At 63.8% G+C, this 24,975-nt stretch carries 19 protein-coding genes; 9 read left to right on the forward strand and 10 right to left on the reverse strand.

Translation table 11 applies throughout. The features are described 5' to 3' along the window. Positions 1-19: 19 nt before the first annotated feature. Entirely contained in the window at positions 20-1,297 is a 1,278-nt protein-coding gene (locus CQ14_RS38800; RefSeq protein WP_057863086.1) for a malonyl-CoA decarboxylase, read from the reverse strand. Between the two features lie 13 nt (positions 1,298-1,310). Continuing rightward, on the reverse strand, positions 1,311-2,957 hold the full coding sequence (gene mdcA, locus CQ14_RS38805) for a malonate decarboxylase subunit alpha (protein ID WP_057863009.1): 1,647 nt from the start codon (positions 2,955-2,957) through the stop codon (positions 1,311-1,313). A 107-nt stretch (positions 2,958-3,064) separates the two neighbouring features. On the opposite strand from mdcA, the gene CQ14_RS38810 reads away from it, so the two are divergent. Then, positions 3,065-3,925, forward strand: a complete 861-nt coding sequence (locus tag CQ14_RS38810; RefSeq protein ID WP_057863010.1) for a LysR substrate-binding domain-containing protein — start codon at positions 3,065-3,067, stop codon at positions 3,923-3,925. A gap of 66 nt (positions 3,926-3,991) precedes the next feature. Here CQ14_RS38810 and CQ14_RS38815 read toward each other — a convergent pair whose 3' ends face one another. Beyond that, on the reverse strand, positions 3,992-4,639 hold the full coding sequence (locus CQ14_RS38815; protein WP_199805732.1) for a GntR family transcriptional regulator: 648 nt from the start codon (positions 4,637-4,639) through the stop codon (positions 3,992-3,994). Positions 4,640-4,770: 131 nt separating this feature from the next. Here CQ14_RS38815 and CQ14_RS44285 point away from each other — a divergent pair, with 131 nt between their 5' ends. Beyond that, positions 4,771-4,917 (forward strand): hypothetical protein, encoded by a 147-nt coding sequence (locus CQ14_RS44285; protein WP_245320872.1) that lies wholly within the window; start codon positions 4,771-4,773, stop codon positions 4,915-4,917. A 36-nt stretch (positions 4,918-4,953) separates the two neighbouring features. Here the strand turns inward: CQ14_RS44285 and CQ14_RS38820 are convergent, their stop codons facing one another. Together CQ14_RS38820 and CQ14_RS38825 are read right to left on the reverse strand one after the other, a co-directional pair. Beyond that, complete coding sequence (locus CQ14_RS38820; protein ID WP_057863012.1) at positions 4,954-6,027, reverse strand: isocitrate/isopropylmalate dehydrogenase family protein; 1,074 nt, start codon at positions 6,025-6,027, stop codon at positions 4,954-4,956. Between the two features lie 88 nt (positions 6,028-6,115). Then, positions 6,116-7,012, reverse strand: a complete 897-nt coding sequence (locus CQ14_RS38825) for a GntR family transcriptional regulator (RefSeq protein ID WP_057863013.1) — start codon at positions 7,010-7,012, stop codon at positions 6,116-6,118. Positions 7,013-7,081: 69 nt separating this feature from the next. Here CQ14_RS38825 and CQ14_RS38830 point away from each other — a divergent pair, with 69 nt between their 5' ends. Continuing rightward, positions 7,082-8,104, forward strand: a complete 1,023-nt coding sequence (locus CQ14_RS38830) for a Bug family tripartite tricarboxylate transporter substrate binding protein (protein WP_057863014.1) — start codon at positions 7,082-7,084, stop codon at positions 8,102-8,104. Between the two features lie 93 nt (positions 8,105-8,197). On the opposite strand, the gene CQ14_RS38835 is transcribed toward CQ14_RS38830, so the two are convergent. Further along, positions 8,198-10,243, reverse strand: a complete 2,046-nt coding sequence (locus CQ14_RS38835; protein WP_057863015.1) for a peroxidase family protein — start codon at positions 10,241-10,243, stop codon at positions 8,198-8,200. Positions 10,244-10,782: 539 nt separating this feature from the next. On the opposite strand from CQ14_RS38835, the gene CQ14_RS38840 reads away from it, so the two are divergent. Continuing rightward, positions 10,783-12,219 carry an NAD-dependent succinate-semialdehyde dehydrogenase gene (locus tag CQ14_RS38840; protein ID WP_057863016.1) on the forward strand — a complete coding sequence of 479 codons (1,437 nt, stop codon included), beginning with the start codon at positions 10,783-10,785 and terminating at the stop codon, positions 12,217-12,219. A 66-nt stretch (positions 12,220-12,285) separates the two neighbouring features. Here CQ14_RS38840 and CQ14_RS38845 read toward each other — a convergent pair whose 3' ends face one another. Together CQ14_RS38845 and CQ14_RS38850 are read right to left on the reverse strand one after the other, a co-directional pair. Further along, positions 12,286-13,998: a bifunctional protein-serine/threonine kinase/phosphatase gene (locus CQ14_RS38845; protein WP_057863017.1), complete on the reverse strand. Its 1,713-nt coding sequence runs from the start codon at positions 13,996-13,998 to the stop codon at positions 12,286-12,288. Positions 13,999-14,090: 92 nt separating this feature from the next. Then, positions 14,091-15,350, reverse strand: a complete 1,260-nt coding sequence (locus tag CQ14_RS38850; protein WP_057863018.1) for a nitrate/nitrite transporter — start codon at positions 15,348-15,350, stop codon at positions 14,091-14,093. A gap of 646 nt (positions 15,351-15,996) precedes the next feature. On the opposite strand from CQ14_RS38850, the gene nirB reads away from it, so the two are divergent. Genes nirB through CQ14_RS38865 form a run of 3 tightly spaced genes read left to right on the forward strand, consistent with a single transcriptional unit; the run spans position 15,997 to position 21,458 of the window. Continuing rightward, the gene (gene nirB / locus CQ14_RS38855) at positions 15,997-18,456 is read left to right on the forward strand and encodes a nitrite reductase large subunit NirB (protein WP_057863019.1); all 2,460 of its coding nucleotides are present in this window, start codon (positions 15,997-15,999) and stop codon (positions 18,454-18,456) included. Further along, positions 18,453-18,788, forward strand: a complete 336-nt coding sequence (nirD, locus tag CQ14_RS38860) for a nitrite reductase small subunit NirD (protein WP_057863020.1) — start codon at positions 18,453-18,455, stop codon at positions 18,786-18,788. The genes nirB and nirD overlap by 4 nt, the downstream gene beginning before the upstream one ends. 12 nt (positions 18,789-18,800) lie before the next feature. Further along, positions 18,801-21,458, forward strand: coding sequence for a nitrate reductase (locus tag CQ14_RS38865; RefSeq protein ID WP_057863021.1), 2,658 nt, complete (start codon positions 18,801-18,803; stop codon positions 21,456-21,458). 30 nt (positions 21,459-21,488) lie between these two features. Here the strand turns inward: CQ14_RS38865 and nhaA are convergent, their stop codons facing one another. Then, a complete protein-coding gene (gene nhaA, locus CQ14_RS38870) occupies positions 21,489-22,673 on the reverse strand; it encodes a Na+/H+ antiporter NhaA (protein WP_057863022.1) in 1,185 nt (394 codons plus the stop codon). Next, positions 22,670-23,302, reverse strand: coding sequence for a TetR/AcrR family transcriptional regulator (locus CQ14_RS38875; RefSeq protein WP_057863023.1), 633 nt, complete (start codon positions 23,300-23,302; stop codon positions 22,670-22,672). The genes nhaA and CQ14_RS38875 overlap by 4 nt, the downstream gene beginning before the upstream one ends. 152 nt (positions 23,303-23,454) lie before the next feature. On the opposite strand from CQ14_RS38875, the gene CQ14_RS38880 reads away from it, so the two are divergent. Further along, on the forward strand, positions 23,455-23,664 hold the full coding sequence (locus tag CQ14_RS38880; protein WP_057863024.1) for a ferredoxin: 210 nt from the start codon (positions 23,455-23,457) through the stop codon (positions 23,662-23,664). Between the two features lie 61 nt (positions 23,665-23,725). Then, positions 23,726-24,946: a cytochrome P450 gene (locus tag CQ14_RS38885; protein ID WP_057863025.1), complete on the forward strand. Its 1,221-nt coding sequence runs from the start codon at positions 23,726-23,728 to the stop codon at positions 24,944-24,946. Positions 24,947-24,975 lie beyond the last annotated feature (29 nt).

The following is a 24,975-nucleotide window of genomic DNA, read 5'->3' on the forward strand; positions in this document are numbered from 1 at the left end:
GCGGAGCAGCTCCGCGCGGCTACTTATTTGCAAGCAGCGAATCCACATCATGCGAGCGCACGATTGGCTCGCCACGGACGAAGTGCTCGTGATTCTCTTCGATGCTGTCATGGTCGTAGAGATAATTGACCATGATGCCGCAGGATTCCGCCATCGCGCGCGGCGCGGTGTCGCCGAGCCAGTTGATCCGCTCGAGCCGCGCGCCATTGCCGAGATGAAAACGCGCCACGGGATCGATGCGGCTTCCGGGCACGAACGGCCGCGTCAGATAGCGGGCGCAAAGCCGCATCAGGCCGGGCCGCAGCTTTTCGCTCTGCGCGGGATCCTGCCACCAGCCGTCGGCCGCGACGTCTCGCAACAGGTTTGTGTCGCGATCGCACGTGAGCTCCTGGCCAAGCCAGCGGCGGAAGCCCGGCACCGGCGACAGGGTGGAGAAGCGCCTCAGTTGCGGAAACTCCGCCTGTAACTCCTCGACCACCTGCTTGATCAGGAAATTGCCGAACGAGACGCCGCGCAAGCCGTCCTGGCAGTTGGAGATCGAATAGAAGATCGCGGTGTCGGCGCGCTCGGCCTGCGCCCGCCTGGCATGCTCGTCGGTGTCGCGTGACAACAGCGGCTGCACGGCCGCGGCCAGTCCCTCGACCAGCGCGACCTCGACGAAGATCAAGGGTTCATCGGGGAGCGCGGGATGGAAGAAAGCGAAGCAGCGGCGGTCGGGCGCAAGCCGGCGCCGCAGATCGTCCCAGCCCTTGATCTCATGCACCGCCTCGTAGGCGATCAGTTTCTCCAGCACCGCGGCCGGCGACTGCCAGTCGATACGCCGCAATTCGAGAAAGCCGCGATTGAACCAGGAAGCCAACAAATGCCTGAGGTCGGCGTCGAGCAGTTTCAGTTCGGGTTCGCCGCGCAGCCGTGGTCCGATTTCGCTGCGCATCGCGATCAGCGCACTCGTGCCCCCGGGCGCCATGTTCATGCGCCGCAGCAGTTCCTGCCGCGGCGGATCGGCGGCCTGCGCGAGAGCGGCGGCGGCTTCCGCCGTGCTGTCGGCAAGATAACGCTCCGCTGCCGCGCGCAGCGCAGCCTTGTCGGGCCGAAACTCCGTCGCGAGGTAGTGCTGAAAACCGTGCCGCTCGCTTGCGTCGAGCGCGTGCAGCACGTCATGCAACTGGCGTGCGACGAGCGCGCCGGATGCTTCGCCGCGCTCGGAGAGCAGCGCCGCCGCAAGTTGCTTGGCACGGTCAAGCGGTACCGGCTCGGCGGTGGAGGCGTTGGCTGAGGTTTGACTAACCGGTCTCATCGTTGCCTCCATCTCAAGCTGCAGCGACGGTGGTTCGGCGGAATTTGGCCGGCGGCGCGTAGAGCCCGCCCGAGGCTGTGACGAGTTCGTCGATCGATTTGGCTGCGAGCCAGTCGCGCGTCGCCGTCTTCTCGTCGATGCCGAGGTCGGAGGGGAGCATCACGATGCCGCGGTGGCGCAGATTATCGGTTGCTTCAGGCGACTGCCGCCTGCCGAAATCGGTGTCGCCTGCGACGGCGCGCAAGGCGGCTTCGCGTTCTTCCGGTGACCGGCAACGCAGCAGGTTGGCCACGCCTCGTTCAGTGATGACGTGGCTGACGTCGTCGCCATGGACCATCACCGGCGGCAGCGCGAAGCCCGCGGAAGCTGCCAGGTCGAACGCGTCCAGCCGTTCGACGAAACTAGGTGCGCCGTTCGGCTGGCTCGTCTGCACCATCTGCACCACCAGCTTGCGTCCGCGCAGGCTCTCTCCCGCTTCCTGGCCGGCGCGCAGCCAGGCAGGCGTGTCATGACGCCGGCCGCGGGCGTCCGCGCCCATGTTCGGCGCGCCGCCAAAACCCGTGATCCGGTCCTTGGTGGCTGTCGAGCTGTTGCCCGCGGCATCGATCTGCAACGTGCCGCCGATGAAGAGGTCACAGGCATATTGGCCGGCGACCTGCGCCAGCGCACGGTTCGAGCGGAGATTGCCGTCGGCGCCGACCGGAAACACGTCCGCACGGCTTGAGACGTAACGCTCCATGCCGAGCTCGGAGCCGAAGCAATAAACGTTGTCGACGAAGCCGGCTTCGATCGCGGGGATCAGGGTGGGATGCGGGTTGAGCACGAAATGGCGGGCGACCTTGCCCTTCAGTCCGCGCTGTGCGGCGAAGGTCGGCAGGATCAGTTCGATCGCGGCGGTGGCATAACCGATGCCGTGATTGAGGCGCTGCACCTGGTAAGGCTCGTATACCGCTGATATCGCCATCATCGCCATCAGCACGTTCTCGTTCCTGATTTTGGCGGGGTCGCGCGTGAACAGCGGATCGATCAGATAAGGCTTTGGGCTTGGCACCACGAAATCGACCCAGTCGCAGGGAATGTCGACGCGAGGCAGGCGATCGACGATCTCGTTGACCTGCGCCACAACAATGCCGCCACGGAATGCCGCTGCTTCGGCGATGGTCGGCGTGTCCTCGGTGTTCGGACCGGTATAGAGATTGCCGTCGCGGTCGGCCTTGTCGGCAACGACGAGCGCGACGCGCGGCGTCAGGTCCACCAGCATGCGCGCGTAGAGCTCGAGATAGGTATGGATCGCGCCGATCCTGAGCGCCTTTGCTGCGACGAGCTCGGCGAGCTTGCGGCTTTGCGGTCCGGCAAAAGCGAAGTCCAGGCGGTTTGCGACGCCGCGCTCGAACACGGCCAGATGCTCGGGCAGCGCAATGACCGACTGCACCATGTGCAGATCATGGACGCGCGCGGGATCGAGCTTTGCCAGTGCGGCGGCGAGAAAATCCGCCTGCTTCTGGTTGTCGCCTTCGATCGCCACGCGGTCGCCCGGCTCGATGATCGCTTCCAGCAACGCCGTCGCGCGTTCCGCCGGGCAGAGTTTTGTGCCTGCGCCGCAAACGGTGGCGGCCCGCGCCAGGCGCGCGGTGCGATTGCTCAGAGGCCGGTCTGTCATGATGAGGCTCCTTGGCTGCTGTCTATTGCAACCAAAGGTAGGGAGCCCCTATTGATTATAAAAGCGATATTTTATAATATGATTGATCGATAAAATGGATCAATGTCATGCTGGATTTCGAGCTGCTTCGCGCCTTCGTTGCCGTGGCCGATTGCGGCGGCTTCCATCGTGCCGCCGAACAGCTCAACCTGACGCAGTCGACGGTGAGCCAGCAGATCAAGCGCCTGGAGTCCGAGACCAAACGCCCGTTGTTTCGCCGCACCACGCGCAGCGTCGCACTGACCGACGATGGCGAGATGTTGCTGGGCGATGCCCGTCGTCTGCTGCAGCTCGAGGAAGCGGCGCGTCATCGCCTGGCGGCGCCGCGCCTGTCCGGCTCGGTGCGTCTCGGCGTGGTCGAGGAGGTCGCCGGCGGCTCGCTGCCTTCGGCGCTCGGCCGCTTTGCAGCACTGCATCCGGGCGTGAAGCTCGAGGTGCAGATCGGCGTCAGCGCGCCTTTGATCGAACAGCTCAATGCGGGACGGCTCGACGTGGTGTTTGCCAAGCGTCCGCTCGGCACGTCGAAAGGGCGCCTGGTATGGCGCGAATCCCTGGTCTGGGTCGCGGCCGACACATTCGATCTCGTTCCCGGCGCAACGCTGCCGCTCGCGCTCTATCGCGAGCGGTCCGTGTCGCGTGAGGCGGCGCTCAACGCGCTCGGGGATAGCGACCTCGCCTGGGAGATCATGTACACCAGCCCCAGCCTGACCGGGCTGCGCGCGGCGGCGCTTGCGGGCCTTGCGATTACGCCGCTTCCCGCAAGCGCCGTCATCGCAGGCTTGCGTGTTCTCGGGGCTGCGGAGGGCCTGCCGCGGCTTCCGGACCTCGAGTTCGCGCTCTACGAAAAGACGCGCCCCGACAAGGCCGCCGCGGCACTCGCTGCGGCGCTGCTGACGCTTGCACATGGGCCATCTCGTCCGACGATTTGAGGTGGAGACATTCGCCGCTCAGCACGATCGCGCTGACACCGACAATCGTTGGTGCCGTCGCGCCTGCTATGCGCCATTACCTTCGCCCCAGACCTGTCGCGACCTTTCCAGATGGCGCCGCATGACCGCGACCGCTCCGGCTTCATCCTGCTTCGACAGGAAATCGAGCAACTCAAAATGCTCGGCTGCCGACTGCGCGATGTATTCGCGGCCCGAGGCGTTCTTGAAACCGCGAAGCCGGACGCGATCGCGCAGCGTTTCCACCAGCTCGGTGAGCGGCTTGTTGCCGAGCGTGGCGATCAGCCCGACGTGAAACATGCGGTCGGTTTCGAGAAACTCGATCAGATTGCTGGCATCGGCCGCGCGTTTGGTCGCCGCCGCAAGCTCGCGCAGCTCTGCAAGTTGAGGCGGAGCAAGACCGGCGCGTGCGATGTCGGCAACGCTCGGGACCTCAAGCAGCACGCGGATGGCGAAGATGTCGTTGAGTTCTTTTGACGAGAGCGCAACCACGCGAAACCCGCGATTGCGCAACGGCTCGAGCAGACCCTCGCGCGCCAGATCCAATAGCGCCTCGCGCACGGGCGTCGCGGAGACGCCGAGTTCGGTCGCAAGCCGCGGCACCGAATAAAGCTGATCGGTCTGCATTTGCCCGGTGATGATCAGCCCACGGATCACCCTCCGCGCCTGCTCGCGCAGGCTCGGACCGGACTCCAAGCTGAGTGCACCGCCTTGTCTCACCATGCCGACGGCCTACCCAAGATTCTCAGCCGAGTAAATGTAATGTGTAACATATTATGGATAGGGGGTGATATGTGACCCGCGCATCGACCCGCGGCAAACCACCAATGTTGCGGCGAAACCATCCCGACATCGTCGCCCTGCTGCCGGCCTTCTGCGCCGAGGATTTGCGCCGGCCGGCGTCGCGCGAAAATGTTGCGCCGCGCCTGGCGAGCTACCTCTCTACCAATCCCGAATTCTTCGAATCGGCATGAGAGGCACGGGAGCCTCCGCTCCAGGTGTGTCGAATATCAACGTCCTTCCAGTGCGGCGGCCACGCGTGCGCCAAAGGCGTCGCAGTTCTGGGAGCCGCCGAGATCGCGGGTGCGCGCGGCGGGGTCGGCAAGTGCCTTATCGACCGCAGCCTCCATGGCGGCCGCAGCCTGGTGGAAGGCCGGATTGGCGTGCCGTGTGCCCATCCAGTTGAGCAGCATCGCGACCGACAGGATCATCGAGGTCGGATTGGCGACGTTCTTATCCGCGATGTCCGGCGCTGATCCATGCTGGGCCTGCGCGCAGCAATGCGTGGCACTTGCATTCACCGAACCTGCGAGGCCGAGACCGCCGGAGAGTTCGCTGGCGAGGTCCGAGAGAATATCGCCGAAGAAGTTGGTGCAGCAGAGCACGTCGAAGCGCTCCGGGTTCTTGACGAGATGCGCCGTCGAGGCGTCGACCAGGAGGTCGTCGAGCTCCACGTCGGGGAATTCCGTGTGGACGTGGCGCACGGCTTCCAGGAAAAGCCCGTCGGTCATGTGAAAGCAGTTCGCCTTGTGGATGGCGGTGACCTTGTTTCGCCGCGTGCGCGCCAGCTCGAACGAGGCGCGGGCGATGCGCTCGCTGCAATGGCGCGTGATCTTCCGGGTGGCGAGCGCCATGTCGGGGCTCGGCATGCATTCGCCGATGCCGCGCGTCATGTTGCGATCGGCGTAAAAGCCTTCCGTCGCCTCGCGCATGATGACGAGGTCCATGTTGCGGCCTTCGCGCATGTTGTGCGGCACGCCCGGCCTCGTGCGCGCCGGCCGGACATTGGCGAAGAGATCGAGCCCGACGCGGAAGCCAGCAGAAACATTGCGGCCGCCCTCGGCCACCGGCGGGTAGTCGGCATGCGACTGCGTGCCGAGAATGATTCCGTCGTAGCCCCTGGCTTGCTCCAGCAAATCCTGCCGCAGCGTCGTCCCATGTTTCTTGAGACTTACAAAGCCGACGTCCTCGTGGTCGAAGGTGAGATCGAGGCCGAATGTGCGGCTGGCAGCTTGCGTTACCTCCAGGGCGGCGGCGGTGATCTCGGGGCCGATGCCGTCTCCCGGCATCACGATGATGCGCATGCGATGGTCCTTTCACGGTTTGCAGGCGTTGCGCCCGGCATCCTTCAAATGTGTTCGCGGCAGTGTATTTTTCGATGTTCAAGTACAATCATGGAGTGCCGGTTGCGGGGCCGCTCTTCCGCTCCAATGCGCGCGCTACGTGACGCCGCATCAGAAAGGACGCCTCGACCAGGTCTCCGGCCGCGACCGGCGCAAGGATTTCCAGATGCTCCCGCGTTTCAGCCAGAATGCGGTGTCGATCGATCATCGAACGGTATTCGAGCAGGCGGCGCATCCGGTTGACGCGCTGGATGGCCTGGTGGAGGAAGGGGTTGCCGCCCATGCGCACGAGCTCCTCGTGGAACGTCACGCCGATCGCATGCAGCCGGTCCTCCGGCCAGTCGAGATAGGCGCCGTCGCAAATGCGCTCCAGATCGTTGCGCAAGCCGTCCAGCGCCGGCCGGTCGATCCTGAAGGTCGGCTCGAGGAAGGCCGCCGGCTCGAGCAACAGTCGCACGCGATAGAGTTGCGCCTGGGCCTCCGCGGTTTTGGCGACCGGCAGCAGGCGCCATCCATAGCCTGGCTTTCGCTCGATCCAGCCTTCGGCTACCGCGCGGGTGAGAATGGCGGTGAGTTCGGACCGGCTGATGCGATAGCGATCGAGCAGAAGGGTCTCGGTGACCTCATCGCCAATCTGGTCCCGGACCCAATCTTCGGCCAGCGCGTAATAGGCCCGGGGACCGTCGCGATTGGACGAAGCGGACTTCATCGCCGCGGATTTCGTCCTCGCCGTCAATGGTTTCACGAAGTAGCCGCGGTTGCGGTTTTGCCGCACCAGCCCCTGTCCCTCGAGCATCTTGAACGCCGCGCGCACCGGCGATCGCGAGACCGAGAAGCGGTCGGCGATCGACTGGGCAGTCAGGTGAGATTCCGCGGGCATGTCGCCGGCCGCGATGAGAGATGCCATTTCGGCCGCGATGCGCCCGGGCAAGGCGTCTTGCTTCATGCCGCAACTCCCTGGACCGGGCATCTTGCGTCGATGCCAAAATTGTTCTTTACTTATAAAAAAAGCAAAATGGTCAAGTCAAGCGGGGAAACCGATGGCGGGTACGTCTTCCGAGGATTCCTGATGCTGGGCGGCCTTGTCGTGTGGTCGGCGGTATCGGTCCTCTCTGCGCAAGCGCAGACATTTCCCAACCGTCCGCTCACCATGATCGTGCCGTTCGCGGCGGGCGGAGCGGCTGACACCACCGGCCGGATCATGGCTGACGCGATGGCGAGGCACCTCGGCCGGCCGGTCGTCGTCGAAAATGTCGGCGGCGCCGGCGGCGCCATCGGCTCGCTGCGCGGCAAGAACGCAAGACCCGACGGCTACACCATCGGCCTGGGACACATGGGCACACACGCGGCGGCAGTCGGCGCCAACGCCAGCCTCGGCTACGATCCGCGCAAGGATTTCGACTATCTCGGTCTCGTTTCGACGACGCCGAACATCGTGTTCGTGCGAAAGGACTTCCCCGCCAACTCGCTCGCCGAGTTCGCCGCTTATGCCAAAGCGAAGGGCAAGGATCTGAAGATGGGCCATTCCGGCATCGGGGCGGCCTCGCATATCACCTGCATTCTGCTGTTCCAGATCATCGGTGCGGAGCCGACCTATGTCAGCTATCGTGGTTTCGGCCAGACCATCAACGACATCCTGTCGGGTTCGATCGACGGTAGCTGCGATCTCGTCGCTTCCGTCAGCGGGCAGGTGCAGTCGGGCTCCGTCAAGGCGCTTGCCGTCGCGACAGCGGAACGGTCACCCAACGTTCCCGATGTACCGACGGCGAGCGAGGCAGGCCTGCCTGATTTCGCCGCCGAGACCTGGACCGGTCTTTACGTGCCGAAAGGGGTTTCTGCCGACATACTCGCCAAACTGCGCGCGGCCGTCGCGCTGTCGCTGGCTGAACCGGCGGTACAGGAGCGCTTCCTCAAGATAGGTGCAGAGGTGCCGAAGCCGGGACGGCGGGGCGGCGAAGCGATGCACGCGCTTGTCGAGAAGGAAGTCGTGCGGTGGGTCGAGATACTCGGGAAGGCCGGGTTGCCCGAACGGCAGTAAGGAAAGCGTTGGCGCGCCGCCGCCACGGCGCACGCCACCTGAACCCGGCAATCTCAGAGCATGCCGGGCTTGTTCCGAAAATCTGCCGCGCCTTCAGACATCGAAAATGAAATCAGATTTGTGGAGCGCATAGGCACGAACGCCAACCAGTTCGATGCTGTCATCGCCGACCGACACGACGGCATTGCCGTGCGCGGATGAGATGCGGACATCATGCCAGTCGAGATTTCCGGCATGCTTGAACTCGAGCTTGTCGATGCCGGGCTGGAAGTCGGTGATGACAGCCTTGGTCGCGCCCTTGTCGAAGACGAAATGGTCGGCGCCGCTCAATCCCGTGAGCATCTGTTTTCCGGTGCCGGCAAACAGGAAATCTCCCTGAGGGCCGCCGATCAGCGTGTCCTTGCCGTCCGCGCCGATGACGAGCTGCCGCGCCTCGGGATCCTCCGATTCGACGCCGCCTTTCAACCCGGTGTGCCGCGTGTACGAGATGAAGACATCGTCCTGGATATGTTGGGCATCGCTGTTGCGGAGGATGATGTCGGCAAGTGTCGTCTGCTTGATCTGCTGCAGTGTCCTGGTATCGAAGCCCTGATTTTCGAACCAGAACCGGTCGCCGTCGCGCAAGGCCTCGAACTGCATGGCGATGACGGTCTGGAAAGTCTCGCCGATGAGCGCACCGGGCGCATGATTCTCGGCGAGGCCTCCGGTCCAAAGGTCGATCAGATCGACGTTGTTCGAGAACGCTATCTTCAACGCCGCCCGCGTTCCCGGATCGCTGGTGATCTGGTCGATATCCGTATACCGGGCGAGGCCGAGCGATTCGCGCACGTCGTTGAGCGATCCGACGCCGAAATCGCGTTCTCGCTGGATGTTGATCGCCGCGAGATCCATGCTCACGGGCGGGTCGAACAGGAAATTCCGCAAATCCTCGACGATGCGAACATCCATTGCCTGCGACGGGTCGCCTGCCAGATGGCGCAACTGCCCGTCGGCGCCGCCGGATGCGACAAAATCCGACGGCGGTGCGAAGAAGATGTCCCTGAGTTCGCGCTCCGATCCTGCGACGACCTCGCCGCTCTCGGTCAGACTCTCGGTTTCCGCCGATACGATCGAATGCCCGAAGCGGAAGGCGATGTTGAACTCGAGCGAGAGGCGCGGATCGACGCTGGAATCGTAACCGTGGTAGGCCCCGATCGTGCCACTGCCGACCAGGTTCGGCAGAAACTCGCTGTACGTGATGTTCGCGATCTCCGCCGTGACGATGGCGCGCGCGAAATTATAGAGCTGGTCGCCGCTCCAGTTCGGATGCGCCTTGTGCAACTGGTCGACCTGATAGTTGTGCTCGCGCACGAACAGCGCGTGCAGCGAGGTAAGCGCAAAGTTCTCCGCGGCGCGCGGATCGCCGGCGGCGAACATGCCGTTGACGATCGGCAGATTGCCTCCCTCCGACGTCTTCATGTGCCCGTCGGAAAGGCGCAGGCTCGCGGCCGTCGCCGCATTGGAGCCGTAGACCATGGAGCCGTCGAGCCAGCCGCTGCTGAAATTGAGCGGAGTGACCGGATTGTCCGGGCCCGTTCCGCTCGAAGGATCGATGATCGCGCGGGTCATGGGCATGATCGCGCCGTCGCCGAACAGCGGGTCGCCGTCGGGCACCAGGATGCTGATGTCGTTGACGCCGTCGCTGCGCGTCAGCGTCAGATCGTGGTCGATGAACTGGCCCCAGGCGTACATGAATGCCGACACGCCTTGCTCGTTCGGGACGTTCGCGTCGCCCTCGCCAACCACGACATTGCTGATGGTGCGCGGATTGGGGCCGTCGAGCGGATCGGAAACGCCATCGGTGAAATGCGCGGGACCCATGCGGTCGACCGCCGTGCCGGCGGCATTGAGGCCGGGGCTGGAGAGATTGTTTCCCGAACCGTCAAAGCTGCGGAACTGGATCGTGACCGGCGCCGGTGGTTGCGGGCACCAGTTCGGAACGTGATGGTGGCCTTGGATCGACCAGGGTAACCCGCTTGATTGACCCCCGCCGGACCAGTGAAAGCCAAACGGGAAGGGGCCGTCGAAGCCGTTGTCAAATTCGAATTGGCCGTGCTGCGAGCCAAATTTGCTCGGCCAAGTCCCCCGCAATGCGTGCATAAAAACCTCCCCATTTTCTGCAAATGCGAATTATTTGCAACATTAGTGCAAATGCGAACGAATTGCAACTAGCCTTCAAGAACCCCAAAAGGCACGGACGGGTGCTGGAGATGCCAGCGACCGCCGGGAGATGCGGCGCCATGCTGACTGGCGAGCACGGGATTCATATCTCTGGGATCAGGGGCGGCGTTTTCGCTACGAACAATCCCTGCAAACTCTCCGTTCACGCCGTCCGGCGCTGTCCCCCATCGACGCGCAGCGCCGGCCTGAGACGAACACTTCCAGGACCTGCGAACACTTCGAGGACGCGCGCGACTCGTCGACGGTGACGAGGCAATTCACGGGTGATGTCGTGAGATCGCAGCCTATCGGTGAGACAGGGAATGATGTCGGCCGCGGCCGCGCTTTGCGCTGGTCATGTGGTCATACGCAACTGAATCCACTTTGCAATCCGGCCGGGCTTCCATCATAAGGGCGCCTGAAATTTGCCGGATCGCTCGCCGTTCGGCGGGCCCACAATAAGACAGGGAGAAAGTCTCGTGGCATATTCGAATACCCAGCTCTTCATCAACGGCAAGTGGCGTCCGAGCCAGTCGGGCAGGACCATCACCGTTCTCAACCCGGCGACAGAGGAAACCATCGGCACCGTCGCGCATGCCGACCGCGCCGATCTCGACGAAGCGCTGGAAGCGGCCGCCAAGGGCTTCAAGGTTTGGCGCGCGGTGGCGCCGTTCGAGCGCTGCAGGATCATGCGCAAGGCGGCCCAGATCATGCGCGAGCGCAACGACGAGATCGCGCCGCTCTTGACGATGGAGCAGGGCAAGACGCTGGCGGAAGCCAAGATGGAAGCCATGGCGGCCGCCGACGTCATCGAGTGGTTTGCCGAAGAAGCCAAGCGCGCCTATGGCCGGGTGATTCCGGCGCGCGGCCCCGGCATCTACCAGATCGCGGTCAAGGAACCGGTCGGCCCGGTCGCAGCCTTCACGCCCTGGAATTTCCCGATCAACCAGGTCGTCCGCAAACTCTCCGCAGGCCTCGCGGCTGGCTGCTCGATCATCGTCAAGGCCCCGGAAGAAACCCCGGCGTCCCCGGCGCAACTGATCAAGGCATTCGTCGATGCGGGCGTTCCTGACGGCGTCGTCAACCTCGTCTATGGCGTGCCGTCGGAGATTTCGGAATATCTCATTCCGCATCCGGTGATCCGCAAGATCTCCTTCACCGGGTCGACCGTCATCGGCAAACAACTCTCCGCGCTGGCGGGCCTGCACATGAAGCGCGCCACCATGGAGCTGGGCGGCCATGCGCCGGCGATCGTGTTCAAGGATGCCGACGTTACGTCGGCGGCGAAGATTCTGGCGGCGGCGAAGTACCGCAATGCCGGCCAGGTCTGCATTTCGCCGACGCGCATGCTGGTGCAGGACGACGTGTTCCGTGAATTCGTCGACAAGTTCGTCGAAGGCGCCAAGTCGATGAAGGTGGGCAACGGCCTTGATCCAGACTCGAAGATGGGCTCGCTCGCCAATCCGCGCCGCGTCACCGCCATCGAAGGCATGGTGCAGGATGCCGTAGGCAAGGGCGCCAAGCTCGAGACCGGCGGTCACCGCGTCGGCAACAAGGGCTATTTCTTCGAGCCGACGGTCGTCAGCGACGTGCCGAAGGATGCGCGCGCCATGAACGAGGAGCCGTTCGGGCCGCTGGCCTTGATCTCCCGCTTCTCCACCTTCGACGAGGTGGCCGAGGAAGCCAACCGCCTGCCGTTCGGCCTGGCGTCCTACGCCTTCACCAGCTCGACCAAGACCGCAACCGCGATCGGCGCCGCCATCGAAGCCGGCATGGTCTCGATCAACAGCTTTGGTCTCGCCCTACCTGAAGTGCCGTTCGGCGGCGTCAAGGATTCCGGCTACGGCTCGGAAGGCGGCACCGAGGCGATGGAGGGCTATTTCAATACCAAGTTCATCACCCAGACCGGGGTGTGAACCAGCCGCGAAGCCGCCGTTTGCTTCGCTCCATGATATGGCCCGACGTTCCACCGGAGCGTCGGGCTAATTTTTTACGATCCATGCAAGCAGCAGGATGACGAGTACGATCAGCCCTGCAGACAGGCTCTTCCAGAACACCAGCGGGTCGCGCTCATAGAGCGAGCGCCGCGACGTGACGGCGGGCTTTGCCCACATCGCGCCGTTTTCGAGTTCGTGCGAAAATTCGATGACGTCGCCATAGCGCTGCGCCGGATCGACGTTGAGTGCCTTGCCGACCACGGCATCCAGCCAGGCCGGCAGGTCGGGGCGATAGCGCGAGAGGTAGGTTGGCTTTCCGAAGCGGGGGCGCGAGAACGGCTCGATCTCGCCATAGGGGTAGGCGGCGGTGAACATCCGGTACACGGTGACGCCGAGCGCATAGAGATCGGAAAACTCGTCGCCGGGCCGGCCGCCGAACAGTTCGGGCGCCATGTAGCTCGCCGTGCCCGGAATATCCTCGGCCGGGAAATCTTCCAGCAGCGGCACCCGTGCAACGCCGAGATCGACCAGCCGTAATCCGCCGGCCTTCAACAGGATCACGTTATCGGGCTTGATGTCGCGATGGATGATGCCGGCGCGATGCAGGGTCGCCACCGCGCGCGCCAGCTTGGTCGCGATCCCGATGCCTTCGGCGAGCGAAAGCTGCGGCGAGCGATTGAGCCGCTGCTCCAGCGTCTCGCCTTCGTAGAGCGGCATCACCGAATAGAGACGGGTCTGCCGCTCGGCAGGCAGTTCGATGATTTCTCCGATCCACAGGCTGCGCACACGCGCCGCGACCCACGCCTCGCGAACGAAGGCGAGGCGATAGGAGCCTTCGCTCGCTACGCGCGGATGCGGAAACTTCAGCACGAGCTCGCGGCCCTGCCGCTTGTCGATCGCTTTGAACAGGCGGCTGTAGCGGCCATCAGACAATATTTCGCCGAGCGTGAAATCGTCGACGACGTCGCCGCTTTCGGGCAGATCCAGAATTGGGAGCGTCGCGATCGAGTGGGTGAGCTCGTCGCGGTCGGCGGGCGGCAGGTCGACGACGTCGAGCACGAGCGCGGTCATGTTGTCGGTGGAGCCGGCATCCAGCGCCGCGTCGACCAGTGCGCGCGCGGATTCTTCCGGCGAGGTGCGCTCGCTCAACAATACTTGCAGGCGGTGATCGGCCAGCACGCCATGAACACCGTCGCTGCAGACCAGGAGCCTGTCATGCTGGCGCAGTCCGACGGTGGCATAGTCGAAGCGGGCAAAATCCTCGAAGCCGATGGCGCGGTTGAGCAGGTGTGCGAGATCGCCGCGTCCGGCGATGTGATCCGTGGTCAGCCGCTCCAGGCGTCCCTCGCTCAGGCGATAGGCGCGGGTGTCGCCGATGTGAATGACGTGGCACAGCCGCCGCGACAGGATGATCGACGAGAAGGCGCAGCTCATGCCGCTGAGCCGGGGATCGGTTCGGCCTTGTGTGTAGATCCAGCTATTGGCGGCTTCCAGCGAACGCGACGCCCGGCGGCGCACGCCGAGCGTCTCGGGGAGGGAATAGTATGCGTCGATGAAGCAGCGCACCGCGAGCTCGGCAGCTTCGCGTCCGCCCTTGTGTCCGCCGACGCCGTCGGCGACGGCGGCGACGATGTCGCGATTGCTTAGGCCTGATTGCCCGAGACAGGTTCCGACATAATCCTCATTGGCGGACCGCTTGCCGGTCTCGCTGACGAAGCCGACGCGAACCCCGAGATTTCGTTGCGAACCGATCGTCACCCGCGCGGCCTGTCAAGGCTTTACTATTGACGCGTTTTCTTCACGCGAACCGGTAACCACTTCGCTAGAAAACGCTATGGTAGCGCGCGTGGTCAGACCCGCGCTCCTGATGCGGCGCCCCATGTGGTGCGCCAGCGGACCTTGACCATGGCAAGTCCGAGGAAACCAAGCAACGCCAGCAGGCCGAAAAACAGGAAGCCTGCGCCGAACCCGCCGGTCATTCCCTTGGCGATGCCAAGCGCCTTGGCCAGGAAGAAGCCGCCGATGCCGCCGGCGCAGCCGACCAGGCCGGTCATCAGCCCGATCTCGTGACGGAAGCGAAGCGGGATCAGCTGGAACACCGCGCCATTTCCCATGCCGAGCGCGAGAACGCCGATCGAGAACAGCAGCACCGAGACCCAGGCAATGCGCGGCATCTGCATCAATGTCCAGCCGGTAGATGTCGGCGCGGCCGGTCCTTCCGGCATGAAAGCGATGACGAGATACGCCGCGACGACGACGCCAAACAGGATCGACAAGGAGCGGATGCCACCGATGCGATCGGCAATCAATCCGCCGACGGGGCGGAAGCCCGAGCCGAAAGCGACGATCAGGCCCACCAGCAAGCCCGCCGCGACGCCGGACACGTGATACTGCACGGTGAAGTACAGCGGCAGCGCGTTGGCCAGTCCGACGAAACCGCCGAAGGTGATGAAATAGAAGAACATGAACCAGCGGCTATCAGGGTCGCGCAGCAGGGCGCCATAGGCCTTCAGCGAAATCGGCTTCCGCTCGCCGGGCGCATCCTTGGCGGCGAAGACGTAGTAGGCGAGGATCAGCACCATCGGCACCAGCAGCACGCCGAACACCGCCTGCCAGCCCCAATGTTCGGCGATCGACGGCGCGAACAGCGTGTCGAGCACGACGCCCATATTGCCGGCGCCGGCGATCCCCATCACCACGCCCTGATATTGCGGCGGATACCAGCGGCTGGCCTGTGGCAGCGCCACCGCGAACGACGCGCCGCCGATGCCGAGCGCGAGACCGAAGATCTCGATGGCGAGCTTGCTGTTGAGGCCGAAGTACCAAACCCATGCCGTTGCAAGGATGACGACGATCTGCGCGATGATTCCGGTTCGCTTGGCGCCGATGAGATCGGCGAGCAGGCCCATCGGAACCCGCAGCAGCGCGCCGGCCAGCACCGGGATGGCGACGAGGGTAAACTTCTCGTCGACGGCAAGGTTCATGTCGTGCGCGATGTAGACGATCAACGGACCGAGCGCGACCCAAGCCATGAAGCTTATGTCGAAATAGAGGAAGGCGGCGAGCAGCGTGGGCCAATGGCCGGCCTTCTTGAATTCAGCAAACTTCATCGAGCAGCCTCGAACATTGGCGCGCGACACCGCGCGGGCTGCGCAGTGGTCTCGGCACAAGGGACGGAATGTTGGGAAGCGAGTCGTCTCGTCGTTGAGGCGCACTCTCGCCCTGACGTCAGCAATTCGTGTGCCAGAAAAACCAGCGCGCCAGTTCGTGTGTATTTGCAGGGCCTTGCCGGGCGCGGACAAACTGCCGGGAATGCGGCCGCTGCTACGTTTGTCGGCAAAACCAGCCGCTCGAACGNTGCAGTGTGGTGTTTTATTATGCTGTGCGAAGTATTAACGGGAAAGCGCCTCNNNNCGAAATCCCGCTTGCCCGTGTCGTGCCGTCTCCGCGGTCACCCTGCCGCTTCTTCACCGTGGCGCATTCGCGTTGTGCACAATGGATAGCCCGAGTGGCTGATTTTTTGGGCATTCGTGCACCCGAAGAGGACGATTCATCAGCCGAAGCCCGATGTTGCGTCCGAAAAACTACGGGTTCGGCGTTGGCACGTCTCTTGAATACATGAGAACTCGATCGTCATAGCCGACGACTCTCTGCCCGCCGATGGGCGCTCCCAATCAATCAATATTATTTGCCGATCGACGATGCAGAGTTGCGCCGTCGAGCGGGGCCATCGGAACCTGGATCAGAAGGCAGAGCATGCTCAATAAAGTGAACAAGCCAAAGTTGGTGGTGATCGGCAACGGCATGGCCGGCATCCGCACGGTGGAATTGCTGCTGGACCGTGCGCCGGATCTCTATGACATCACCGTGTTCGGCTCCGAACCATACGGCAACTACAACCGCATTCTGCTGTCGCCCGTACTTGCCGGTGAGAAGACCGTCGACGACATCATGCTTAACACGGAGCAGTGGTACGACGATAACGGTATCACGCTGCGCAAGGGTGAAATGATCGAGATGATCGATCGGCGTACCTGCGAAGTTGTGACGAAAGAAGGCGCACGGGTACCTTACGACCGCCTGCTGATCGCCACGGGCTCGAACCCGATCATGTTGCCGCTTCCGGGCAAGGACCTTCCGGGTGTCATCGGCTTTCGCGACATCCAGGACGTCGAGCACATGGTCCAGGCGTCGACGAGCTACAAGAATGCGGTGGTGATCGGCGGTGGCTTGCTCGGCCTCGAAGCGGCCAACGGCCTGATGAAGCGCGGCATGACCGTCACCGTCGTGCATCTGCTCGACACGCTGATGGAACGTCAGCTCGATCAGGTCGCGGGCGGATTGCTGCGCAAGTCACTCGAAGAGCGCGGCATGGTGTTCAAGATGCCCGCGCAGACCGAGGCGATCCTGGGTGAGGATCGCGTGACCGGCGTGCGCTTCGCCGACGGCGAGGAGCTTCCGGCGGATCTCGTCGTGATGGCGGTCGGCATCCGCCCCAATTTCGAATTGGCGCGCAAGGCGGGCCTGCATTGCGAGCGCGGCATTGTCGTCTCCGATACCATGCAGACATACGACGGGCGGATCTACGCGGTCGGCGAATGCGTGCAGCACCGGCGCCAGACCTACGGCCTCGTGGCGCCCTTGTTCGACCAGGCCAAGGTTTGCGCCAACCACCTCGCCATGAAGGGCTTCGCCACCTATGACGGGTCGGTGGTTTCGACCAAACTGAAGGTGACCGGGATCGACCTGTTCTCCGCCGGCGACTTCGCGCCGGGCGCTGACAAGGAAGAGATCGTGATGCAGGACGCCTCTCGCGGCGTCTACAAGCGGATCATCCTGCGCGACAAGAAGATCGTCGGCGCCGTGCTCTATGGCGATACCATCGACGGTCCCTGGTACTTCCAGCATCTGCGCGATGGCACCGACGTTTCGCACATGCGCGAGCGGCTGGTGTTCGGTGCAGCCAACCTCGGCGACGGCGGCCATAGCGGCAAGAACTCGGTCGCCGCGATGAGCGACGAGACGGAAATCTGCGGATGCAACGGCGTCTGCAAGGGAACCATCGTCAAGGCGATCAGTGAAAAGAAGCTGTTCACGATCGACGACGTGCGGGCTCACACCAAGGCGTCCTCGTCGTGCGGCTCGTGCACCGGTCTTGTCGAGCAGGTTCTGGCTTTCACGCTCGGCGGCGACTATTCGGCGGCGCCGAAGGTCAAGCCGATGTGCGCCTGCACCGATCACAGCCATGACGATGCGCGCCGCGTGATCATCGAAAATGGACTGAAGACTATTCCCGATGTCATGAAGTTCATGGACTGGAAGACGCCGAACGGATGCCACTCCTGCCGGCCGGCCCTGAACTATTACCTGCTCGCGACCTGGCCCGGCGAGTACCGCGACGACCAGCAGTCGCGCTACATCAATGAGCGTGTCCACGCCAATATCCAGAAGGACGGGACCTATTCGGTCGTGCCGCGGATGTGGGGCGGCGTCACGACGCCGGACGAACTGCGCGCCATCGCCGACGTTGCGGACAAGTTCAACATTCCGACCGTCAAAGTAACCGGTGGGCAGCGCATCGATCTTCTCGGCGTCAAGAAGGAGGATTTGCCCGCGGTCTGGGCCGACCTCAATGCCGCCGGCATGGTGTCGGGTCACGCCTACGCCAAGGGTTTGCGTACGGTGAAGACCTGCGTCGGTTCGGAATGGTGCCGCTTCGGCACGCAGGATTCCACCGGCCTCGGCGTCAAGCTCGAAAAGTTCATGTGGGGCTCGTGGACACCGGCCAAGGTGAAGCTTGCGGTATCGGGTTGTCCACGCAACTGCGCGGAGGCGACCTGCAAGGACGTCGGCGTCGTCTGCGTCGATTCCGGCTACGAGATTCATTTCGCCGGTGCTGCCGGCCTGCACATCAAGGGCACCGAGTTCCTGACCAAGGTCGCGACCGAGGAGGAGACGCTCGAGATCATCGCCGCCCTGACGCAGCTCTATCGCGAGCAGGGCTGGTATCTGGAACGTATGTACAAATGGTGCGACCGGATCGGCCTTGACGCGATCCGCAAGCAGGTGGTCGACGACGTGGCCAACCGCAAGGCGCTGTTCAGCCGCTTTGCCCATTCGCAACAATTCTCGCAGAGCGACCCGTGGGCGGCGCGCGCCCAGCGCGGCGTCGATCGCAATGAATTCACCCCGCTGGCGGAGCTGGAACTTGCATGACCAAATGGATCGAAATCGGGACCCTGAACGATATTCCGGTTCTCGGCTCGCGTGTCGTGCGGACGGCCTCCGGCGACATCGCGGTGTTCCGGACCGCCGATAACGAGGTGTTCGCGCTCGACGACCGCTGCCCGCACAAGGGCGGGCCGTTGTCGCAAGGCATCGTTCACAACAAGCGCGTCACCTGTCCGCTGCACAATTTCGTCATCGAACTCAAGAGCGGTACGGCGGTCGCGCCTGACGAGGGATGCACGCGCGCGCATCAGACCAAGGTGGAGAATGGTGTCGTCTGGCTTGGTGTCCAGGTGGCAGCGACCGTGCCTGCCGAGTGAGGGTGATCGCCCGTGGCGGTGAAGACAACCTGTCCGTATTGCGGAGTCGGCTGCGGCGTTGTTGCTGACAGGGATGCCGCGGGCGGCGTGACGGTCCGCGGCGATCCGCATCATCCTGCCAATTTCGGCCGGCTGTGCGGGAAAGGCTCGGCGCTTGCGGAGACCATCGGCCTCGAGGGGCGGCTGCTCGCGCCTGTTATCAACGGGCAGGAGACGGACTGGGATACGGCGCTCGACCATGTCGCAGACGGATTTGGCAGAATCGTCCGCGAGCATGGACCGGATGCGGTGGCCTTCTACGTCTCCGGCCAGATCCTCACCGAGGACTATTACGTCGTCAACAAGCTCGCCAAGGGTTTTATCGGCACCGCCAATATCGACACCAATTCCAGGCTGTGCATGGCGTCGAGCGTGGTGGGCCATAAACGCGCATTCGGCAGCGACACCGTCCCGGGCTGCTACGAGGATCTCGAAGCCGCCGATCTCCTGGTCCTCGTCGGCTCCAACGCTGCCTGGTGCCACCCGATCCTTTACCAGCGCATGATCGCTGCCAAGGCTTCTAACCCCGCATGCCGCATCGTCGTCATCGATCCGCGGCGGACCGCGACATGCGACGGCGCCGATCTGCACCTGCCGCTTCGCTCGGGTAGCGACTCGGTGCTGTTCAACGGATTGCTCGCGCATCTGGCATCGCGCAACGCCATCGACGGCGCGTTCGTGGAGGGATTCACCACCGGCGCCGAAGCCGCGCTGCAGCAGGTCGCGGGCCAGACGGTGGCGCAGACCGCGGACATCTGCGGCCTCTCCGAGGGCGCCGTGGCGCTGTTCTTCGACTGGTTTGCCAAAACCGAACGGGTCGTCACGCTTTATTCGCAGGGTATCAACCAGTCGAGCAGCGGCGTCGACAAGGTCAATGCGATCATCAACTGCCATCTGTTGACCGGCCGCATCGGGCGTCCCGGCATGGGCCCGTTCTCGCTGACCGGACAGCCCAACGCGATGGGCGGCCGGGAAGTCGGCGGGCTGGCCAATCAGCTTGCCGCGCATATGGAGATCGAGAACGCGAAGCATCGCGACATCGTGCAGCGCTTCTGGCACTCGCCCGTCGTCGCGGACAAGCAGGGCCTCAAGGCCATCGACATGTTCGACGCGATCGCCGACCGGCGCATCAAGGCGGTCTGGATCATGTCGACCAATCCGCTGGTCAGCCTGCCGGACGCCGATCGCGCGCGCCGCGCGCTCGATGCCTGCGAACTCGTCGTCGTCTCCGATTGCATGCGCCATACCGACACCACGCGTCATGCCCACGTCTTGCTGCCCGCGCTGACCTGGGGCGAAAAGGACGGCACCGTCACCAACTCCGAGCGCCGCATCTCCCGGCAGCGTCCGTTCCTGCCGGCACCCGGCGCCGCACGGGCGGATTGGCGGAGCATTTGCGACGTCGCCCGTCGCATGGGTTTTTCGGGATTCGACTATTCGAGCGTTGCCGAGATCTTCCGCGAACATGCAAGGCTTTCCAGCTTCGAGAACGACGGGACGCGCGATTTCGATCTGTCCGCGTTGAATACGCTCGACGATCGCGCCTACGATGCGCTGACGCCGATCCAGTGGCCGGTGACGCGGGAATACCCGACAGGCACGCCGCGGATGTTCGAGACGGGTGAATTCTTCACCGCCGACCGCAAGGCTCGTTTCGTACCGGTGACGCCGCGCCCCGCCGTCAACGCGACCAGCCGCGACTATCCGCTGGTGCTCAATACCGGGCGGGTCCGCGATCAATGGCACACCATGACGCGGACCGGAAAATCGCCGCGGCTGCTGGCGCATATGTTTGAGCCTTGCGCCGAATTCCACCCCGACGATGCGCGCATGGCCGGTGTCGAGAATGGCGGGCTCGCGCGGCTGACCAGCCAGTGGGGCGAGATGGTGGCGCGTGTCGTCGTCACCGCCGACCAGCGGCGTGGCTGCGTGTTCGTGCCGATGCACTGGAATGGCGAGTATGCCGGCGACGGCCGGGTCAACGCGCTGGTCAATCCGGCGACGGACCCGATCTCCGGACAGCCTGAATCCAAGCATACGCCGGTCAAGGCGGCAGCCTACTTGCCGAAATGGCACGCCTTCATCCTCAGCCGTCAGGAAATCGAACGTCCTGTGGCGGGCTACTGGGTCGGTGGTCTCTCAGGGACGTGCTGGCGGATGGAATTGGCGTTCGACGAGCGGCAGCCGAGCTGGCGCGACTGGGCGCGGGAGCAGCTCCGTGTCGGACACGACATTGAATGGATCGCCTATCGCGATCCGAAGGCTGGACGCTTCCGCTACGCCGCCGTTCGCGACGGCCGGCTGGAAGGTTGCGTATTCATCGCCCCCGATCACAGGCTGGTCTCGCGGTCGTGGCTGACCGGCTTGTTCGCGGAACAGGCATTGTCAGCGAATGCGCGGATGTCGCTGCTGACGGGACAGCCGCTGGATGCCGGCCAGGACGTCGGGCCGATCGTCTGCTCGTGCTTCGGCGTGGGCCAGCATCAGATCTCGGCCGAAATCCAGAAAGGGGCGGCCAGCGTCGACGACGTCGGCCGGCGTCTGAAGGCCGGCACCAATTGCGGTGCCTGCAAGCCGGAGATCGGAAAACTGCTGCGCGGCGCGGCCGTGCGCGATCCGCATCCGGCATGAGCACTTCCTGATCGCATCATGCGGGGCTCGTCATCGCGATGAAGAAGCCTCGTCGAGCTTCGCGATAGCAGAGAACATCACGGCGGCCACAATGCCTGACAGCAGCGAGGCGGCGAGGACGCCGAGCCGCACCTGCTTCAGAACGATCTCATCGTCGAAGGCGAGCGTTCCGATGAAGAGGCTCATCGTGAATCCAATGCCGGTCAGGATGGCCATGGCGTAAAGCTTTGCCGTCGTCGTGCCCTCCGGCATCGCCGCCAGGCCAAGGCGGATCGCGAGCAGCGAAGCGGTAAAGACCCCAAGTTGCTTGCCTATGAAGAGTCCCGCGATAATGCCGAGCGGTATCGGTGCTGCCAGAGTAGAGAAGGCGAGGCCGTGAAGCGATACGCCGGCATTCGCGAAGGCGAAGATCGGCACGATGGCGAAGATGACCCACGGCCGGAGCGCGTGTTCGGTATCTTCGAGCAGGCTGTGCCCGTCGCGCCTGGTCAGCGGCATCGCGAGCCCGACGGCGACACCTGCGAGCGTCGCGTGTACGCCGGATTCGAGCACGCAAACCCAGGTGAACAGCCCGGCAATGAGATAGAATGATGGCCGGCGCACATCCAAAAGATTCAGGATTGCGAGTGCGGCGACGCCAAGCCCGCCGAGCGCCAGCGCCAGATGCGAAAGACTGGCGCTATAGAAGATCGCGATGACGATGATGGCCATCAGGTCGTCTATGATCGCGAGCGCCAATAGAAACGTTTTTAGCGAAGCCGGCACCTTGCGTCCCAGCATGGCGCAAACGCCGAGCGCAAAGGCGATGTCGGTGGCCGCCGGTATGGCCCAGCCGCGCAACGCCTGCGCGTCGCTCCAGTTGACCACGGTAAAAATCGCGGCCGGCGTGATAAAGCCGCCGAATGCGGCGATCACGGGCAATGCGGCCAGCTTTGCGCTCGCCAGCGTTCCCTCGATCACCTCGCGCTTGATTTCGAGCCCGACCAGCAGAAAGAACACGGCCATCAAGCCGTCATTGATCCAGTGATCGATGGTCTTGGTCAGTCCGATCGATCCGATCCGGACCTCGCCGGTCGTCCGCAGCAGTGCCTCGTAGTCCGGGCCTAACGGCGAGTTCGCAACGACAAGCGCCGCGATGGCGGCCAGACCGAGAACGGCGCCGCCGTAGAGACCCGTGTTGTCGGGTCCCTCGGATGCTGGACTTTTGATTGTCATTGGCCGGTCTTGCCGTTTATCGCGACCGACAGTGCGAGTTTGGTTTCTTCGACGATGTCCTCGACCAGTTCTTCGCGGCTGACCTGAGCGAGCTGGCCGGTGAGCAATCCCTGTTCGGCGAGCATGACCACGCCGTGCAGCGAGGCCCAGATCTTCAGCGCGCTGCGCTCGCGCAACAATCCCACGGCGGGCGCCTCCAGCGCCTCCACCAGGAGGTCGAAGGTCTCGATGGCCGCGCTGTGCAGCTCGCTGCCTTTCGGCGCGCATGCCATGGTTCGCGACGCGAACATCAGGCGATAGATGCCGTTGCGGCGCAGGCCGAAATCAAGCGTGAGCTGGGCGAAACGGGACAGTTTCGACTGCTTCGACGGCTTTTCGATCGCCGCGCGCATCATGGCCGAGAACTGGCGGAACGCTTCGGCGGTAACGGCCGTCAGCAGCGTCTCGCGATCGGCAAAATGCTTGTAGGGCGCCGGCTGCGAAACGCCGAGCTTCTTGGCAAGCGCGCTGATGCTGATTGCTTCGGGACCGCCGAGTTCGACCTCGTGCAATGCGGCTTGAACCAGGGCATCACGAAGATCCCCATGGTGATAGGCATTGAGCGCTTTTCGTGCGGGTCGCGGCGGCATTGAGTTCCATGATCTATAACTTTTGCCTTGACAGCACAACGGCAACACGAATGTAATACGATATAACTTTGCGGCGCGCCGGCGAGTCTGTCTCGACATGCCGCAACAAGGCAGCGCGAGACAATGCGCGCCAGAAAGAGGGGAACGCTGCGATGGCCGGAAAGCTGAAAGTCCGCGTCGACCAGGACAAATGCCAGGGTCACGCGCGTTGCAAATCACTGGCGCCCGAACTGTTCGACCTCGACGAATTCGGCAACGCGCACGAAGTCGGCGACGGCTCGGTGCCTGAGGGCCTGGAAGACAAGGCCTACCTCGCCCAGAGCAACTGTCCGGAAATTGCCATCGAGGTGACCGAAGAATAATCCGGTCGCGAGATCTTTCATCCACCACGATCTGAACGAACCAAACAGAGGATTTGCTCCGATGTCCGATTCCGCCAGCATCATGCCCGAACATCCTCCGGTCACCGACTGGGTCAACGATTTCGATCACACCGATCCGACCTGGACGGAAAATCCGTTTCCGATCTGGGAAGAGCTGCGCGCGGCTTCGCCCGTCGTTCACACCGAGCGCTTTCTCGGCTGCTACATGCCGACCACCTACCAGGCGGTGAAGGAAATCGCCTACGATACCGAGCACTTCTCCTCGCGGCGCGTCATCGTGCGCGACATACGGCCGGAGATCACCGCACGGGCGCCGCCGATCACCTCCGATCCGCCCGAGCACAAGCCCGCCAAGCAATTGCTGCTGCCGCCGTTCACGCCGGACGCAATGAAGAAGCTGGAGCCGCGGGTGCGCGCGATCTGCAACGAGCTGATCGACGAGTTCATTGCCGACGGCAAATGCGACGCCGCCGCGCGCTACACCAAGCACGTTCCGGTGCGCGCCATCGCGCATATGCTCGGCATTCCGGAGAAGGACGGCGACCTCTTCATCAAGTGGATTCACGGCATCCTTGAGCTCGGCATCAAGGACGACAATGCGCTGATGGAGGCGGTGAGGGAGATGACCGGCTATTTCGCCGCCCATCTCGAGCAGCGCAAGCAGAATCCGACCGACGACCTGATCTCGACGCTGATGAAGGCGAGGGACAAGGATGGCAACCCGCTGGCGGACGAACACGTGCTGGGTTCGCTGCGGCTGCTGCTGATCGCGGGCATCGACACCACCTGGAGCGCGATCGGCTCCTCGCTGTGGCATCTGGCGAAGACCCCGGCGGATCGCGAGCGCCTCGTCAAGGAACCGGAGCTGATGCCGCTCGCGGTCGAGGAACTGCTGCGCGCCTATTCGCCGGTGACGATGGCGCGCGAGGTGATGAAGGAGACGACCGTCAGCGGCTGCCCCGTCAAGTCCGGCAACATGGTGCTGCTGTCGTTCCCGGCCGCCAACCGCGATCCTGCGATGTTCCCCGATGCCGACAAGGTGGTGATCGACCGCAAGGAAAATCGCCACGCCGCGTTCGGACTCGGCATTCACCGTTGCGTCGGCTCCAACCTCGCCCGCATGGAGATGACGGTCGCGATCGAGGAATGGCTGAAGCGGATTCCGGATTTCCGGCTGGACCCGGCCGGCAAGGTCACCTGGTCGGAAGGCACCGTGCGCGGCCCGCGTCAGTTGCCGATGCTGTTCGGGAAGACGAATTGAGCGCTCTATAGATGAGGCGGGAGGGTCGA

This window comes from Bradyrhizobium lablabi (assembly GCF_001440475.1).
GTDB classification, from domain to species: Bacteria; Pseudomonadota; Alphaproteobacteria; order Rhizobiales; family Xanthobacteraceae; genus Bradyrhizobium; species Bradyrhizobium lablabi.

Bases quoted from the DNA above. Each gene is read 5' to 3' on its own strand.
- CQ14_RS38800 (WP_057863086.1), bottom strand. From the start codon at position 1,297: ATGAGACCGGTTAGTCAAACCTCAGCCAACGCCTCCACCGCCGAGCCG.
- mdcA (WP_057863009.1), bottom strand. From the start codon at position 2,957: ATGACAGACCGGCCTCTGAGCAATCGCACCGCGCGCCTGGCGCGGGCC.
- CQ14_RS38810 (WP_057863010.1), top strand. From the start codon at position 3,065: ATGCTGGATTTCGAGCTGCTTCGCGCCTTCGTTGCCGTGGCCGATTGC.
- CQ14_RS44285 (WP_245320872.1), top strand. From the start codon at position 4,771: ATGTTGCGGCGAAACCATCCCGACATCGTCGCCCTGCTGCCGGCCTTC.
- CQ14_RS38820 (WP_057863012.1), bottom strand. From the start codon at position 6,027: ATGCGCATCATCGTGATGCCGGGAGACGGCATCGGCCCCGAGATCACC.
- CQ14_RS38825 (WP_057863013.1), bottom strand. From the start codon at position 7,012: ATGAAGCAAGACGCCTTGCCCGGGCGCATCGCGGCCGAAATGGCATCT.
- CQ14_RS38830 (WP_057863014.1), top strand. From the start codon at position 7,082: ATGGTCAAGTCAAGCGGGGAAACCGATGGCGGGTACGTCTTCCGAGGA.
- CQ14_RS38835 (WP_057863015.1), bottom strand. From the start codon at position 10,243: ATGCACGCATTGCGGGGGACTTGGCCGAGCAAATTTGGCTCGCAGCAC.
- CQ14_RS38850 (WP_057863018.1), bottom strand. From the start codon at position 15,350: ATGAAGTTTGCTGAATTCAAGAAGGCCGGCCATTGGCCCACGCTGCTC.
- nirB (WP_057863019.1), top strand. From the start codon at position 15,997: ATGCTCAATAAAGTGAACAAGCCAAAGTTGGTGGTGATCGGCAACGGC.
- nirD (WP_057863020.1), top strand. From the start codon at position 18,453: ATGACCAAATGGATCGAAATCGGGACCCTGAACGATATTCCGGTTCTC.
- nhaA (WP_057863022.1), bottom strand. From the start codon at position 22,673: ATGACAATCAAAAGTCCAGCATCCGAGGGACCCGACAACACGGGTCTC.
- CQ14_RS38875 (WP_057863023.1), bottom strand. From the start codon at position 23,302: ATGCCGCCGCGACCCGCACGAAAAGCGCTCAATGCCTATCACCATGGG.
- CQ14_RS38880 (WP_057863024.1), top strand. From the start codon at position 23,455: ATGGCCGGAAAGCTGAAAGTCCGCGTCGACCAGGACAAATGCCAGGGT.
- CQ14_RS38885 (WP_057863025.1), top strand. From the start codon at position 23,726: ATGTCCGATTCCGCCAGCATCATGCCCGAACATCCTCCGGTCACCGAC.